Source organism: Trabulsiella odontotermitis (genome assembly GCF_001297775.1).
Taxonomy (GTDB): domain Bacteria; phylum Pseudomonadota; class Gammaproteobacteria; order Enterobacterales; family Enterobacteriaceae; genus Trabulsiella; species Trabulsiella odontotermitis.
The window spans coordinates 315,837-331,992 of record NZ_LIFX01000004.1 but is presented as its reverse complement, the minus strand read 5'-3'; the positions used below and the strand labels follow the sequence as shown (position 1 = coordinate 331,992).

The following is a 16,156-nucleotide window of genomic DNA, read 5'->3' as shown; positions in this document are numbered from 1 at the left end:
AACGGTTAACCGCAATGTCACATGTTGATCTGCGGTTAGTTTCACTGAAAATCAACCCTCGCTACGGCAGCGGATCGCGCTTTTTGATGTCCTGCGCCTCTTCGCCAGGCGGCGTGAGCGGCCCGCAGATACGCTGTGCCAGCCACGTTGCCAGCGTGACCAGCAACCATGACATCAACGTTGCCACCACCAGATCCCGCGGCCAGTGCATCCCGAGTAGCAGCCGGCTCCCCATCACCGCAGTGGCCCAGACCAGCAGAATCGCAATGGTCACGGTGCGACGACGCGGCCAGAGCAGCCCGACGCCCAGCAGCGCCCAACTGGCGGCAAACATCGTGTGGCCAGACGGGAAGGCAAATCCGGTCTCTTTTTGCCAGTGTTTGCGTAAAAACGGTGGAATTTCCGTCTGTTGCGACAGCTGTTTTTTCACCAGGCTGGCCCTGTCTTTCCGCTTTAAAGTGTAGAACTCCTCAACGGGGATCTGCTGTGTTTTTTCCAGCCAGATGACAAAGGGACGCGGCTCCTGCACACGTTCCTTGACCCATGACTTCATTCCCTGGCCAATGAGAATCGCCCCCGCCAGAATGGCAAACAGCATGATGGCCGCGCGCAGGCGAAAGCGCAGACACCAGAAAAACCAGCCGCACAGCAGCACGTGGGTGATTATCCCCCACGGTTGCGTCACTGTTTCTGTCATCCAGTACAGCAGTTTCAGCCACTGACTGTCCTGCCCCGGCGCCCAGCGCCAGCCAGAAACCCAGACCGCAAGCGGCATAATCAGTAACAGCGCCGCACCGTAAGTGGTACGCCTGGCAATGGAAAGCATCGGAACTCCTTGTTGTCAGTCTTTCATCATCATAACTGAAAACCCACGTGACGGTAAAAGTGACAAAATTGTGCGCTTTGTGCAGCCCCTTCGGTGAGTCATTAGGTGAAGACTGTCGCAATGTGGCAAAATAACGACAAACAGAAGGCACACTACGTGCCGGATTAGTCTGGAGAATCACATGCAGCTTAAACGTGTGGCAGAAGCCAAACTGCCAACCCCCTGGGGCGATTTCCTGATGGTGGGCTTTGAAGAACTGGCAACCGGGCAGGATCACGTCGCCTTAGTGTTCGGCGATATTTCCGGCCAGATCCCTGTACTGGCGCGTGTCCATTCAGAATGTCTGACGGGCGACGCGCTTTTTAGTTTGCGTTGTGATTGCGGTTTCCAGCTGGAAGCGGCGTTAGCACATATTGCGGAAGAAGGTCGCGGTGTCCTGCTGTATCACCGTCAGGAAGGACGTAACATTGGTCTGCTGAACAAAATTCGCGCCTATGCGCTGCAGGATCAAGGCTACGACACAGTCGAAGCGAATCACCAGTTGGGGTTTGCCGCCGACGAACGTGATTTCACCCTCTGCGCAGATATGTTCAAACTGCTCGGCGTTGATGAAGTGCGACTGCTGACCAACAACCCGCGCAAAGTCGAAGTGCTGACCGAGGCGGGCATTAATATCGTTGAGCGCGTGCCATTGATTGTCGGACGCAACCCGAAGAACGCCGGGTATCTGGATACCAAGGCGGCGAAGATGGGTCACCTTCTCGACGAATAAACGATAACGGCGCCCCGGGGCGCCGTTTTTAGCAGGTTAATTCAGCATATTACGTATGACGTAATGCAGAATACCGTCGTTCTGGTAATACGTCAGCTCGGTCGCGGTATCAATACGGCAGCGACAAGGGATCACCTCCTGACGACCATCCACCCGCGTAACAGTAACCGGTATCGTGGCGCCGGGTTTGAGCTGGTTCAGGTCAGAAATGTCGATTTTTTCTTCCCCGGTCAGCCCCAGCGATTTCCGCGTTGCCCCCTGCGGGAACTCCAGCGGCAGGATCCCCATCCCAATCAGGTTCGAACGGTGAATACGTTCAAACGACTCGGCGATCACCACGCGAACACCCAGCAAACGCGGCCCTTTGGCAGCCCAGTCGCGGCTGGAGCCTGAACCGTACTCTTTACCGGCAATCACCGCCAGCGGCGTGTTCTCTTCTTTATAACGCATCGCCGCGTCATAAATGGAGACCACCTCCGTGCCAGGCAGATGTCGCGTCATGCCACCCTCAACCCCTGGCACTATCTCGTTACGAATACGGATGTTGGCAAAGGTCCCACGCATCATCACTTCATGGTTACCGCGTCGTGAACCATAAGAGTTGAAATCGCGACGCTCAACACCGTGACTCAGCAGATAGCGCCCCGCCGGGCTGTCAAGCTTGATGCTGCCTGCTGGCGAAATATGGTCAGTGGTGACCGAATCGCCCAGCATGGCGAGAATGCGCGCGCCACGAATATCTTCCACCGGTTTCGGCTGCGCCTGCATGTCATCAAAGAACGGCGAAAGGCGAATATACGTGGAGTCATCCTGCCAGCCGTAGGTATCGGAGCGCGTGATCTGAATGGCTTTCCATTCCGGCGTGCCCTCAAACACTTCGGCATACTCTTTGTGGAACATCTCGGTGGAGACTTTCTCCACTTCGTGCGCGATCTCCTGACCGCTCGGCCAGATATCTTTCAGGTAGACCGGATTGCCCTGCCAGTCGTGGCCCAGCGGATCCGTCGTCAGATTGATATTCATGTTGCCCGCCAGCGCATAGGCCACCACCAGCGGCGGTGACGCCAGCCAGTTCGTTTTCACCAGCGGATGAATACGCCCTTCAAAGTTACGGTTGCCGGAGAGCACCGCACCGACCGTCAGATCGCCCTGCTTTATCGCCGTCTCGATGGGATCAGGCAACGGCCCGGAATTCCCGATGCAGGTGGTACAGCCATAGCCGACGAGGTTAAAACCGAGGGCATCCAGCGAGGTGGTCAGTTGTGCGTGAGCTAAATAATCAGAGACCACTTTCGAGCCCGGCGCCAGCGAAGCTTTGACCCACGGCTGCGGTTTCAGACCGCGATCGACTGCTTTTTTCGCCAGCAGCCCCGCCGCCATCAGTACGCTGGGGTTCGAGGTATTGGTGCAGGAGGTGATCGCCGCGATCACCACCGCGCCGTCCGGTAACTGATACTGCTGACCGTTCAGCGTAAAATCGACAGGCCGGTGATCTTTCTGCGCCGCATTAACTTCCAGCTCATTGCTGGCGGCAAAGGCTTTCGGCACATCAGCCAGCGCCACGCGGTCCTGAGGACGTTTTGGCCCGGCGAGACTGGCTTCGACATCCGCCATATTCAGTTCAAGCGAGCTGGTGAACACCGGTTCGTCGCCGGTATTGCGCCACATCCCCTGCGCTTTAGCGTAGGCTTCCACCAGCAACACCTGTTCTTCGCTACGTCCGCTGAGCCGCATATAGTCCAGCGTGACGGCATCAATGGGGAAGAAACCGCAGGTCGCGCCATATTCCGGCGACATGTTGCCGATGGTGGCACGGTCGGCGAGTGGCAGCGAATCCAGACCATCGCCGTAAAACTCAACAAATTTACCCACCACACCATGCTTACGCAGCATCTGAGTGACGGTCAGCACGAGGTCGGTGGCGGTGATCCCTTCGCGCAATTTGCCGGTCAGTTTGAATCCGACCACGTCCGGGATCAGCATCGACACCGGCTGCCCGAGCATCGCCGCCTCCGCTTCGATCCCACCGACACCCCAGCCGAGGACGCCGAGACCGTTGATCATGGTGGTGTGCGAGTCGGTGCCGACCAGCGTATCCGGGTAAGCCACCCATTCACCGTTCTGCTCTTCACTCCAGATGGCTTTGCCTAAATACTCGAGGTTAACCTGGTGGCAAATACCGGTGCCCGGCGGAACCACGCTGAAGCGGCTGAACGCCTGCTGTCCCCAGCGCAGAAAGACGTAACGTTCGTGGTTACGTTCCATTTCCAGACGCACGTTTTCACCGAAAGCGTCATCACTGCCAAAGTGATCGACGGTCACCGAGTGGTCAATGACCAGGTCAACGGGCGAGAGCGGATTGACTTTGGCGGTATCGCCGCCCAGGCGTTTAACGGCTTCACGCATCGCGGCCAGATCAACGACCGCCGGTACGCCGGTAAAATCCTGCATCAGCACCCTGGCAGGACGGTAAGCAATTTCACGGTCGGCATGAGCGCTCTTCAGCCATCCGGCCAGCGCATGAATGTCTTCTTCTGTGACGGAATCTCCGTCATGCCAGCGCAGCAGGTTTTCCAGCAGCACCTTCAACGATTTCGGCAGACGGGAGATGTCTCCAAGCTGTTTAGCGGCCAGCGGCAGGCTGTAATAATGATACGTTTTCTCTTTGACCTGCAGTGTGTCCTTACTGGCTTCTCGTAGGGTTGACGACATAGCTCCTCCTTAATGACAGATATGACGATACCCTGATAATCCTCAGGGTCTGTTATTAAAGATAACACAAACATATCGTAACGATTTGATAACAACCCAAAATGATAAATCAGAGAATTTCTTTGCAGGAAGGGGGAAAAAACAAAACCCGACGCCAGGGCCGGGTTTTTACGGATTAGTTGATCAGCATCCAGGCCATCTGGCCCCAGAACAGGACCGATAGCGTGAAAGCACCGATCCACGACCAGTATTTCATCTCGCTATGTTGATTCATAATTCCACTACCATTTACGTATTTATTCAACTGAACTGCCTTTTCAGGCAGAACGTATATTGCTGATGTGCATAATAATATGCTGATATTCAGGAGAAATAGTCCTGATAATTAAATGGGTTTATTAAATAAATTATTGTTTCTTCGATTCGTCTTCGGCAAAGGCATCAATAAATGACTGTTGTTTCGTCGTGAGTTTCCAGGACGGGGGAACCGTTGACCTGACCTTCACGGACGCTTTCACTTTGTCATCAGATTTACACATTGATTTTGCTGACTGAAACTGACCAGAAACGACCATTCTTAACCCCAGAATTTCCAGATGAGCAATGCGACGACAATCCAGAAAAGCGCTGAACCCAGAAACACCGCTAGCCAGGCTTTGCGCTTGAGCGCCGGATCCCTTTGCGGCCCTTCGCTTCCTGATGGCATCGCTAACCTCTTACAATCGACATCGCTTATCATTTTGGCACCAAACAATCGGTACAAGTAATCATCACTGAGATAAATCCTAATTAAAAATTAACCAAAAATCCAGTGAATTTACTCATTTCAACCATGGAATAATTCAATCTTTTGACGGCAAATAAATAATTGACCCATAAAATTTGCGCTACGGATAAATAGTTTCTACTTTTGTCGGGCTATGGCGACACTTTAGTACTAGTAAAGTATTAGCGTGGAGGGAAATTGATAAATACAGAAATGATAATGCGGGCGGTTCTAATTTAGCTTTAGTGATCTATTTCACGATATCCCCGTTTCCGGGGATATCATTATCACTGACGGAATTATTTCTCGGGTAATTTAATATCCTTAAACATCTCTTCGATGTCGTCATTCGAGCGCAATGCTACGGCGGTATCGACCACATCACGCGTCAAATGTGGCGCAAAGCGCTGAATAAAATCATACATATAGCTGCGCAGGAAGGTGCTGCGGCGGAAGCCGATTTTGGTCGTGCTGTGGCTGAAAATTTCATGCGCATCAAGCTTGATCAGGTCCGGATCGGAGACCGGATCCACCGCCATACTGGCGATAACGCCCACGCCAAGCCCCAGACGGACATAGGTTTTAATGACGTCGGCATCCGTGGCGGTAAAGACGATGCGTGGCGTCAGCCCGGCGCGATTAAACGCGGTGTCGAGCTCAGAACGACCGGTAAAACCGAAGGTGTAGGTCACCAGCGGATACTGCGCCAGTTCCTCAATGGAGACAGAGGATTTTGACGCCAGCGGATGCTCCGGCGTGACGACAATAGAGCGGTTCCAGTGGTAGCACGGCAGCATCACCAGATCGTCGTAAAGATGCAGCGCTTCGGTGGCGATAGCGAAGTCAGCGTTGCCTTTAGAGACGGCTTCGGCGATTTGCGTCGGCGATCCCTGATGCATATGCAGCGACACGCGCGGGTAACGCTCGATAAACCCCTTGATGACGCCCGGCAGCGCGTAACGGGCCTGCGTATGAGTCGTGGCAACGTACAGCGAGCCTTTATCCGGCCAGGTGTGTTCTCCGGCCACCGATTTGATGGCGTCCACTTTCGACAGCACTTCACGGGCGATGCGGATGATTTCCTGCCCGGCAGGCGTCACCTGCGTCAGATGCTTACCGCTGCGGGCAAAAATCTGGATCCCCAGCTCATCCTCCAGCATGCGCACCTGCTTACTGATACCAGGCTGGGAGGTATAAAGGCCTTCAGCCGTAGAAGAGACGTTCAGATTGTGATTAACGACCTCAACGATATAGCGGAGCTGTTGTAATTTCATGGCGGGTATCCGGTGTTGACTCGGCGATATCCATCGCTTAAGACGATTAGAGAATAAAAATTGGGTTAACTATAACCACTATATCATTTATACCGGATGTGTATAGACGGGAACAAAAAATAATAACAAGGTTATAAAAAAGGGCCACAACGTGGCCCTTTTCGCTGAAATGTGGTGAAAAATCTGAGAATTATTTCTTCCCTTCCACCCATTTCCCGTCAACGAAGAAGGCAGACCAGCCAGTGGCTTTTCCTTCTTTTTCGGACGCAACATACTGCTGTTTGGTTTTACGGCTGAAGCGCACCATCGTCTTGTTGCCTTCCGGATCCTGCTGCGGCGCATCGGCCAGGTAACGCAGTTTTTCCGGCAGACGATCGCGGAAACGGAACAGCTCTTCCACCAGCGGCGCACGGGTTTCGCGTGATTTCGGGAAAGTATTCGCCGCCAGGAACACGCCAGCCGCACCGTCACGCAGCACGAAATACGCGTCTGATTTCTCGCACGGCAGTTCCGGTAACGGCACCGGATCTTCCTTCGGCGGCGCCACTTCGCCATTGCGCAGGATTTTGCGCGTGTTCTTACAGTCGTCGTTAGTGCAGGCCATGTACTTGCCGAAACGCCCCATTTTCAGGTGCATTTCAGAACCACATTTCTCACATTCAACAATTGGACCGTCGTACCCTTTGATGCGGAACTCGCCTTCTTCAATCTCGTAGCCGTCGCAGGTCGGGTTGTTACCACAGACATGCAGCTTACGCTTCGGATCGATCAGGTAGCTGTCCATCGCCGTGCCGCATTTCGGGCAACGACGTTTCGCACGCAGCGCGTTGGTTTCGGCATCATCGCCTTCCAGCACGTTGAGTACTTCATTTTCCGGCACCAGGTTGATGGTGGTTTTGCAGCGCTCTTTCGGCGGCAACGCGTAACCGGAGCAACCGAGGAATACGCCAGTGCTGGCGGTACGGATCCCCATTTTACGGCCACAGGTCGGGCAGTCGATGCTGGTCAGCACCATCTGGTTCGGCTGCATGCCACCCTCTTCCGGATCTTTTTCCGCCGTATCAAGCTGACGGGTAAAATCACCGAAGAAGTTATTCAGCACCTGTTTCCACTCGGCTTTATGGTTTGCCACCTCATCGAGGTGATCTTCCATTTGCGCGGTGAAGTCGTAGTTCATCAGATCGCGGAAGTTGTCTTCCAGACGGTCAGTAACAATCTCACCCATTTTTTCAGCGTAGAAACGGCGGTTTTCCACCCGCACGTAACCGCGATCCTGAATGGTGGAGATGATAGACGCATAGGTCGACGGACGGCCGATACCGCGTTTTTCCAGTTCACGCACCAGTGACGCTTCGCTGAAACGTGCCGGTGGTTTGGTGAAGTGTTGCGCAGGCTGCAGTTCGACCAGCGACAGGGTGTCGCCCTGGTTTACCGCAGGCAGAGTGCGATCTTCATCGCCCTTACGCAGCGCAGGCATCACTTTCGTCCAGCCATCAAAGCGCAGCGTACGGCCACGCGCTTTCAGTTTGAACGCGCCCGCTTCGACGGTCAGGGTGGTGGAATCGTACTGCGCTGGCGTCATCTGGCAGGCGACGAACTGGCGCCAGATCAACTGATACAGTTTCTGCGCATCCGCTTCCATATCCTTCAGGCTTTCCGCCATGACGCTGACGTCAGACGGACGAATCGCTTCGTGCGCTTCCTGAGAATTTTCTTTGCTGGCGTACAGATTGGCGCTGGCAGGCAGGTATTTCTTGCCGAAATTATCGCCGATATAACCGCGCACCATGCTCAGCGCATCCTGACTCAGGTTGGTGGAGTCGGTACGCATGTAGGTAATATGGCCCGCTTCATACAGACGCTGCGCCATCATCATGGTTTTCTTGACGCCGAAACCCAGACGCGTGCTGGCGGCCTGTTGCAATGTGGAGGTGATGAACGGCGCACCCGGCTTGCTGCTGGTTGGTTTGTCTTCACGTTCGACAACGCTGTAGCGCGCTTTTTCAAGCAGGCTCACCGCCGCCATGGTTTCGTCACGGGTCACCGGACGGAACGGTTTGTCGTTCTGGTGAGTCACTTCCAGCGGCAACGCATCACCCGCAGGCGTGGTCGTGTTCGCGCCGATTTCCCAGAACTCTTCCGGGACGAACGCTTTGATTTCACGCTCGCGCTCCACCACCAGACGCACGGCCACAGACTGGACGCGCCCGGCGGATAAACCACGGGCAATTTTCTTCCACAGCAGCGGCGAGACCATGTAACCCACGACGCGGTCCATAAAACGGCGCGCCTGCTGAGCGTTGACACGATCAATATTCAATTCGCCTGGCTGCTCGAACGCCTGACGAATCGCGTTTTTGGTGATTTCGTTAAACACCACGCGGCTGTAACGTTTGTCATCTCCGCCGATCACTTCCCGCAGGTGCCAGGCAATGGCTTCCCCTTCGCGGTCAAGGTCGGTTGCGAGATAGATGTGGTCGGCTTTTTCGGCCAGTTGTTTGAGCTCTGAAACTACCTTTTCTTTGCCCGGCAGCACTTCATACTGTGCTTTCCAGTCATGCCATGGGTCAACGCCCATACGGTTGACGAGAGCACCACGTTCATCCTTCTTCGGCTTCTTAGCCGTTTTGGTGGAGGTAGAGTCGGCGCTCTTTTTGGAGGCTGAGCCACTTGTCGGCAAGTCACGGATATGACCGACGCTGGATTTCACCACGTAGTCATTTCCCAGATACTTATTGATCGTTTTGGCTTTTGCCGGGGACTCAACGATAACGAGAGCTTTACCCATATTCACCTTTACCTGATTGAATGCATCGCACACAGATTCACCTTCCACTGGCGACGAGCCCTGATATTGCGGCGACGTCAATGGATATCAACCCCTTATCTGAACCGAACCCGGAAAGCTGGCGCCAGATGGCTGAGTTTACTGACGTTTTCCCGTCAGGTGGTATAGCACGAAGAATTTTCGGTCGATTGTCAAGCAATTCTGATACCAGATTGCTGAAAGCGTGACACTCTACCTGATAAAATTCGTTACGCAACTTTATTAGCATGCAAACGCGGATCCTGCCAGCGGTGTAACTTATTCCATTTCCCTGGAAAAACAAGGGGAAATTTGCCGATAATCCGCTGGCGGCGTAGACTAATGCCTGAGATTTAAGGAGTAAATAATGCAAGGTACAACCCAACCCATCGACAAACAAACCTTACTGGCAGAGGCGAACCGTCTCATTCGCGAGCACGACGATACCATGAAGGGCATCGAAGCGACCGGCGTCACCCAGCGTAATGGCGTGCTGGTATTTAGCGGCGAGTATTATCTTGATGAGCAGGGATTACCCACCCCGAAAAGCACCGCGGTATTCAACATGTTTAAATACCTGGCGCATGAACTCTCAGAAAAATACCATCTGATCGATTAAACAAAAACGCGAGGCCAGGCCTCGCGTTTTCGCATTTACAGCATCGGTTTCTGACCGCGCTGCCACCAGCGCAGTAGCAGCCTGTCGGCGCTTTCCGCCGCGCTACCGGTCAGGCGGTCGAGCATGCGCTTGCGTTGCAGGTAACGAACGCTAATCACCTCGCGGCCGTCCATCAGACCCAGCAGAAGATCATCACTGGTGCCGACATCATCAACCAGCCCTTTCTCCTGCGCCTGAACGCCATACCAGTGTTCGCCGGTAGCGACCGTGTCGATGTCCAGTTCCGGACGCATACGCTTCACGAACGACTTAAACAGCTGATGGGTTTCGTTCAGATCTTCGCGAAACTTCTGCCGCCCTTCGTCGGTGTTTTCACCGAGCAACGTCAGCGTGCGTTTGTACTGCCCGGCAGTGTGCAGCTCAACGTCGATGTCTTTGTTTTTCAGGAAACGGTTAAAGTTCGGGATCTGCGCCACCACGCCAATCGAGCCGATGATGGAGAACGGCGCGGCGACGATTTTGTTCGCTACACAGGCCATCATATAACCGCCGCTGGCCGCGACCTTGTCTACCGCCACCGTCAGAGGAATGGCTTTCTCACGCAGGCGCTGCAACTGCGATGCTGCAAGCCCGTAGCCATGCACCACACCGCCGGGGCTTTCGAGGCGCAACACGACTTCATCCTGCGGTTTTACAACCGCCAGCACGGCGGTTATCTCTTCTCGCAGGCTGTTGACTTCGTGGGCATCCATACTGCCTTTAAAATCAAGCACCCATACGCGGGGTTTGCCGGAGTCTTTCAGGTCGCCCTGCTTCGCTTTGGCCTTTGCCGCTTTGGCTTCCTGCTTGCGCTTTTTCTTCTGCGCTTTATGCCAGAGCTTCTGCTGCGCGTTATCCAGCATGGCGACTGACATATCTTCCTGCATATCCTGATACTGTTCGCTCAGGTTGGTTACCCGCAATTCGCCGCGCTGTCGTTTCCGTTGTGTCAGGTTAACGATGATGGTTGCCACGACGGCAATCGCCACCACAACAGTGACAATCTTTGCTAAAAACAACCCGTACTGAGAAAGTAATTCCACTCTTCCACCTTGGTTAAGTTCACCCAACATACGCGCTCAGTTTACATCACACCCCGGGCAGCGTCTCTGGCGTTATTCTACGCTGCGAGCCGCCTTCCCGTTTTTTTGCAGGACAATGAAACCGTTGCAAAATGTTAACAGTATGGCTGACTTTCCCCCTGGCTGATTGTAATGAGGCGCTATTTAAGGCATAAAGCCGAAAAGTCAGATCAAATGAACACAGGTCTGGTCCGAAAGTGACCAGTCAAGGAGTTGCCGTGCATTACCAACCACAGCGCGATTTACTGCAAAATCGTATTATTCTGGTCACCGGCGCCAGCGACGGTATTGGTCGCGAAGCCGCATTAACCTATGCCCGCCACGGCGCCGCCGTGATCCTGCTCGGGCGAAACGATGACAAACTCCGCGCCGTCTCCCAACAGATTGAAGCCGAAGGGCTCCTTCCCGCCCACTGGTTTACCCTCGATCTGCTGACCTGCACGCCGGACGAGTGCCAGCAACTGGCGCAGAAAATCGCTATTCATTCGCCGCGTCTGGATGGCGTACTGCATAACGCCGGGTTGCTGGGCGATGTCGCGCCGATGGCGGAGCAGCGTCCGAAGGTCTGGCAACAGGTGATGCAGGTGAATGTGAACGCCACATTTATGCTGACACAGGCGTTGCTTCCTTTATTACTTAAATCCGATGCCGGATCGCTGGTCTTTACATCGTCGAGTGTCGGACGCGAAGGTCGCGCCAACTGGGGCGCCTATGCCGCGTCGAAATTCGCCACCGAAGGGATGATGCAGGTGCTGGCGGAAGAGTATCAGGGGCGACTGCGGGTGAACTGCATCAACCCGGGCGGTACCCGAACCGGCATGCGCGCCAGCGCGTTCCCGACGGAAGATCCGCAAAAGCTGAAGACCCCGGCGGATATCATGCCGGTTTACCTGTGGCTGATGGGCGACGACAGCCGCCGCAAAACAGGCATGACGTTTGACGCGCAGCCAGGCCGTAAACCGGGGATCGCACAATGAGTGATGAACGCTATCGTGAGCGTCAACAGCGGGTCAAAGAGAAGGTCGATGCCCGCGTAGCGGCCGCACAGGACGAACGTGGCGTCCTGATGGTCTTTACCGGCAATGGCAAAGGCAAAACGACTGCGGCGTTTGGCACTGCCACGCGCGCCGTCGGGCACGGCAAAAAAGTCGGCGTGGTGCAGTTTATTAAAGGCGACTGGCCCAACGGCGAGCGCAATTTACTTGAGCCGCACGGCGTCGAGTTTCAGGTGATGGCGACCGGGTTTACCTGGGACACACAAAACCGGGAAAGCGATACCGCGGCCTGCCTCGCCGTGTGGCAGCATGGCAAACGCATGCTTGCCGACCCGGATCTCGATCTGGTGGTGCTCGATGAGCTCACTTATATGGTGGCGTATGATTATCTGCCGCTGGAAGAGGTGCTGACGGCGCTGAAAAATCGCCCGGCGCAGCAATCGGTGATCATCACCGGTCGTGGTTGTCACCGTGAGATTACGGAACTGGCAGACACCGTCAGCGAACTCCGTCCGGTAAAACATGCGTTTGATGCGGGCGTCAAAGCGCAGCCGGGCATAGATTACTAGCGCCCTGCGGCTGGCCTCAGCGCCAGCCGTTTTTACCAGCCGCCGCCTCCGCCGCCACCCGAACCGCCCCCTGACGATCCTCTGCCCGACGAACCCGAACCGCTGGATCGCGATCCAGACCCGCCACGGCTCGCGCTGGGTTTTGCCATCGCCGATGAGCGACATGAATCACTGAAGGAGCGCACATGGTGCCAGTCCGTGTTGCTAAAGATCTCCGACATGCTGCCGCTATCCACCAGATAATCCGAAAACGCATTGGCCCAGGTTTCTCCGACGCCCAGCGCCAGCGCATAAGGCAGCATGCGCTCGAAATGTGTCACCCGCTGCTCCGGCGGATAGAGCGTTTCATAACGATGCGTTTCAGCGGTACTCAGATAACGCTTTAGCCCTTCCGCCATCGCCAGCGCCACCAGCCCTTGCTGTGTGTATTTCGGCACCGTTATCCCGAACACCAGCAGGATCGCCATCCCCGCCAGTAATGCGCCGATATACCCCGCAGGCAGTTGCCCCAGCGGCATTGACGTAGTCCAGCTCATCACAGCGATAACGTTTGGTATCGAGACAGCCAGCAGAATAAGCGGCGCACAGCCCCAGCGCATGACGCCCCGGCTTGATGCTCGCAGAACAGTAAACGCGATAAACGCAAACATCGCGGTAAAAAGAAGGAAGGCCAGCGCCAGTAGCGTCAACACGCCCACCCCGCCATTGATAAAAACGGCACACAGCAACGGGACAGTCAGCAGGAGAAGAATGCCGACCCAGAATGCTTTTCTCCAGCCCAGAAACAGCGCGCTCTTTTGGGCGCTGTAACGTTGTTCCACCAGCCTGAGCGCTTTCTGCATCACTGGCTGATGCGCCTGATTGAGGTTGATGCTTCTCTTTGCATCGGGAAACAGCGTTTTCAGCAGTTGCTGATCATCCGGGGTGATATCCACCGTCCGGCCCTCAGTCTGTCGTGACAGCCACTGTTCTTCTTTCGGTGATGAGGACCAGAACCCCTGCTTGCTCGCTTTCGGCGTTTTCAGCGTCAGGGAGAGCGTCCGCCGGGCCACCAGATCCAGCAGGTCGCTACTGAATACGACGTTATCAAAACGGCGCTGGCTGACGTAGCGAATGAAACCCGGTGTAATACCTTCCGGAATATCGTACAACGGGATCACCGGCGGCTTTTTCAACCCGGCGCGGACAACTTTTCGCCAGCACCAGACCGGGAACCAGACGAGCATCGCCAGTACCGGTATCCACAATACCAGTGATTTTTCGTTCGGCAGCAGCGCGTAAATCCACGGATTGACCGCATCCGGGTCGGGGGCATTTGCCAGAATCCCGCGCGGCCAGGTATAGACCACCGTCAGTCCCTGTTGCGCACTCAGCGATGCCACCGTGCTGACGCTGCCGTCCGCCAGAATTTCGGCCTGCGCGTCGCGTTCGCCCTGATAACCGGTATAGACATCGATGCTGCGCAGACGCTGGTCATAGCCGTCGCTGTTCAGATGCGCCGCTGAGTCTGGCAACGTTAGCTGAAAACTGGCGCTGTCGATGTCGTACGGCCAGCCGTTGCCCGTCACGTTCCAGTAAAGTTCATCCCAGTCCGGGAAGCGGCTGAAATGGTTGGAGACCCGATAGTAAATGACGTACGTATGCTCGCCGGTGTCCACCGTGCGGAAGGCATCTCCGATGCGCAGTTCCAGCATGTCGCCGGTGCGCGCTTCGCTGTACGGCTCAGGGCTACCATCGCGCAGCACCTGTTCCACCTGATACCCGACGCGGAAAATTTTGCCGTCCTGGCGATTCCAGGTCAGTGGTAGCGTGCGGAAAATACCGTGGTTGATCTCGTCACCAGTGGCATAGACCGTAATCGACTCGGTCACCGCCATGCTGCCATCGTTACTGAAGCTGGCCTGCACGTCGAAGGCGAGAATATGCTCATAATCAGACGCCGCGAAGGAAAACGGTGACCAGAAACAGATCCATCCCCAGAACAACAGTCCGCGCACGCTTTTACGACTAAACGTCCATCCGTGGAACAGCAGCATCAGTCGGCTCCTCCAGCTCAAAAAAGTCACCGGTTTTAAACGCAAAAACCCGCGCCACGATAAGACTCGGGAAAGACTCCACCAGAATATTCAGATCGCGTACCGTACCGTTGAAATAGCGACGGGCCAGCTGGAGTTGTTCTTCGATTTCTTCAAGGGTTTGCTGTAGTGAGAGGAAGTTCTCATTCGCCTTGAGTTCAGGCCAGGCTTCGGCGAGGGCGAAGACACGCCCCAGAATACCGGCATAATCGCGCTCGTTTTCGGCAATATCGCGCGTGTTGCCTGTCAGATCGCCGCGCTGGCGTGAAATCGCTTCCAGCAGTTCTTTTTCATGCCCGGCATAGCGCTTCACCAGGCTCAGCAGGTTTGGCGCCAGATCGTGACGACGTTTAAGCTGGACGGCAATACCACTCCACGCCTCATCCTTAAAACGGCGCAGACGAATAAAACGGTTATAGGTGAAAATGAACCAGATAATGACAACGGCAATAACGGCGAGTACCAGATAAATTTCCATGTGTGTCCTGTCCCTTTGCAGCGAAGCTAAAACGCCTTTCTGTGAAGGAGGAATTTTATTCTGGCAGTAAACGTGTGGGAATCGAGCCGTCTACAAAATGAGATTTTTTCTTGCGGCAGGAAACGACGTCAGGGGCGGTATTCGCCCCTGAGCCGGGAGAGAAGATTAGCCGTTGTTGTTGCGGCTACCAGAGCGGCGATTACTGCTGACCTGGCTGTGACGCTTCACGGCACGGCGGATCTGATTCGCCTTCATACGACGACGATCTTTTTCGACAGCCACTTTGGATTCGGTTTCTGGCTTCAGCCCCACCAGCTCGCGCAGGTAGTTGGTCTGCGCCAGGTCGAGTTCCGTCCAGCCGCCACGAGGCAGGCCTTTCGGCAGCGGGATATCACCGTAGCGTACGCGGATCAGGCGGCTGACCTGCACACCGACCGCTTCCCACAGGCGACGCACCTCGCGGTTACGCCCTTCTGTCAGGGTGACGTTGTACCACTGGTTAATGCCTTCACCACCACTGAATTTGATGGTTTTGAACGCCGCCGGACCATCTTCCAGTTGAACGCCACGCGCCAGATCGCGCACTTTGTTCTCTTCCACCTGACCAAACACACGCACCGCATATTCACGTTCAACTTCGCGGCTCGGGTGCATCAGACGGTTCGCCAGTTCACCATCGGTGGTGAACAGCAGCAGACCACAGGTGTTAACGTCCAGACGACCAACAGCAATCCAGCGCGCGCCGCGCAGTTTCGGCAGACGGTCGAATACCGTCGGGCGCCCTTCCGGATCGTTACGGGTACAGAGTTCGCCTTCCGGCTTGTAGTACGCCAGTACACGGCAAATCTGTTCGGTGGATTCTTTTACGGAGACAAGATGACCATCAATGCGGATCCGCAGACCCGGGGTGATTTCCACGCGATCACCCAGCGTGGCGATCTTGCCGTCCACGCTCACGCGACCGGCTTCAATAATGGATTCAATTTCACGACGCGAGCCGTGGCCCGCACGGGCCAGCACTTTCTGCAATTTTTCGCTCATAGAGCTTCCTATAGGTGTCGCCTTCACAGGCGTCTGATATACTTTATAAAACAATAAGTTAATAACAATCTCATATTAACTCACTGCTATGAAACTATTTCA

At 55.1% G+C, this 16,156-nt stretch carries 14 protein-coding genes; 4 read left to right on the top strand and 10 right to left on the bottom strand.

The features are described 5' to 3' along the window. Positions 1-61 precede the first annotated feature (61 nt). Positions 62-826, bottom strand: a complete 765-nt coding sequence (gene pgpB, locus AOY23_RS07215; protein ID WP_054178483.1) for a phosphatidylglycerophosphatase B — start codon at positions 824-826, stop codon at positions 62-64. Between the two features lie 181 nt (positions 827-1,007). Here pgpB and ribA point away from each other — a divergent pair, with 181 nt between their 5' ends. After that, entirely contained in the window at positions 1,008-1,598 is a 591-nt protein-coding gene (ribA, locus tag AOY23_RS07210; RefSeq protein WP_038154295.1) for a GTP cyclohydrolase II, read from the top strand. Positions 1,599-1,634: 36 nt separating this feature from the next. Here the strand turns inward: ribA and acnA are convergent, their stop codons facing one another. From acnA to topA, 5 genes are all read right to left on the bottom strand, one after another. After that, positions 1,635-4,310, bottom strand: a complete 2,676-nt coding sequence (gene acnA / locus AOY23_RS07205) for an aconitate hydratase AcnA (RefSeq protein WP_054178484.1) — start codon at positions 4,308-4,310, stop codon at positions 1,635-1,637. Between the two features lie 175 nt (positions 4,311-4,485). Further along, complete coding sequence (gene ymiC, locus AOY23_RS22980; protein ID WP_235501647.1) at positions 4,486-4,584, bottom strand: small membrane protein YmiC; 99 nt, start codon at positions 4,582-4,584, stop codon at positions 4,486-4,488. Positions 4,585-4,887: 303 nt separating this feature from the next. Further along, positions 4,888-5,049 carry a YmiA family putative membrane protein gene (locus AOY23_RS21625; RefSeq protein ID WP_072170945.1) on the bottom strand — a complete coding sequence of 54 codons (162 nt, stop codon included), beginning with the start codon at positions 5,047-5,049 and terminating at the stop codon, positions 4,888-4,890. A 326-nt stretch (positions 5,050-5,375) separates the two neighbouring features. Continuing rightward, complete coding sequence (cysB, locus tag AOY23_RS07200; protein WP_038154297.1) at positions 5,376-6,350, bottom strand: HTH-type transcriptional regulator CysB; 975 nt, start codon at positions 6,348-6,350, stop codon at positions 5,376-5,378. A 190-nt stretch (positions 6,351-6,540) separates the two neighbouring features. Then, positions 6,541-9,138, bottom strand: a complete 2,598-nt coding sequence (gene topA / locus AOY23_RS07195; RefSeq protein ID WP_054178485.1) for a type I DNA topoisomerase — start codon at positions 9,136-9,138, stop codon at positions 6,541-6,543. A 385-nt stretch (positions 9,139-9,523) separates the two neighbouring features. Here topA and AOY23_RS07185 point away from each other — a divergent pair, with 385 nt between their 5' ends. Continuing rightward, positions 9,524-9,775 (top strand): YciN family protein, encoded by a 252-nt coding sequence (locus AOY23_RS07185; protein ID WP_054178487.1) that lies wholly within the window; start codon positions 9,524-9,526, stop codon positions 9,773-9,775. Between the two features lie 35 nt (positions 9,776-9,810). Here AOY23_RS07185 and sohB read toward each other — a convergent pair whose 3' ends face one another. Beyond that, positions 9,811-10,857 carry a protease SohB gene (gene sohB, locus AOY23_RS07180; RefSeq protein ID WP_054178488.1) on the bottom strand — a complete coding sequence of 349 codons (1,047 nt, stop codon included), beginning with the start codon at positions 10,855-10,857 and terminating at the stop codon, positions 9,811-9,813. A gap of 257 nt (positions 10,858-11,114) precedes the next feature. Here sohB and AOY23_RS07175 point away from each other — a divergent pair, with 257 nt between their 5' ends. Together AOY23_RS07175 and cobO are read left to right on the top strand one after the other, a co-directional pair. Then, a complete protein-coding gene (locus AOY23_RS07175) occupies positions 11,115-11,873 on the top strand; it encodes a YciK family oxidoreductase (protein WP_054178489.1) in 759 nt (252 codons plus the stop codon). Then, a complete protein-coding gene (gene cobO, locus AOY23_RS07170) occupies positions 11,870-12,460 on the top strand; it encodes a cob(I)yrinic acid a,c-diamide adenosyltransferase (RefSeq protein ID WP_054178490.1) in 591 nt (196 codons plus the stop codon). Before AOY23_RS07175 ends, cobO begins: the two co-directional genes overlap by 4 nt. A 32-nt stretch (positions 12,461-12,492) precedes the next feature. Here the strand turns inward: cobO and AOY23_RS07165 are convergent, their stop codons facing one another. From AOY23_RS07165 to rluB, 3 genes are all read right to left on the bottom strand, one after another. Further along, positions 12,493-14,496, bottom strand: coding sequence for a DUF2207 domain-containing protein (locus tag AOY23_RS07165; RefSeq protein WP_081005621.1), 2,004 nt, complete (start codon positions 14,494-14,496; stop codon positions 12,493-12,495). After that, the gene (locus AOY23_RS07160; protein ID WP_038154304.1) at positions 14,468-15,013 is read right to left on the bottom strand and encodes a LemA family protein; all 546 of its coding nucleotides are present in this window, start codon (positions 15,011-15,013) and stop codon (positions 14,468-14,470) included. The genes AOY23_RS07165 and AOY23_RS07160 overlap by 29 nt, the downstream gene beginning before the upstream one ends. Before the next feature lie 165 nt (positions 15,014-15,178). Continuing rightward, entirely contained in the window at positions 15,179-16,054 is an 876-nt protein-coding gene (gene rluB / locus AOY23_RS07155; protein ID WP_054178491.1) for a 23S rRNA pseudouridine(2605) synthase RluB, read from the bottom strand. Between the last annotated feature and the right edge of the window lie 102 nt (positions 16,055-16,156).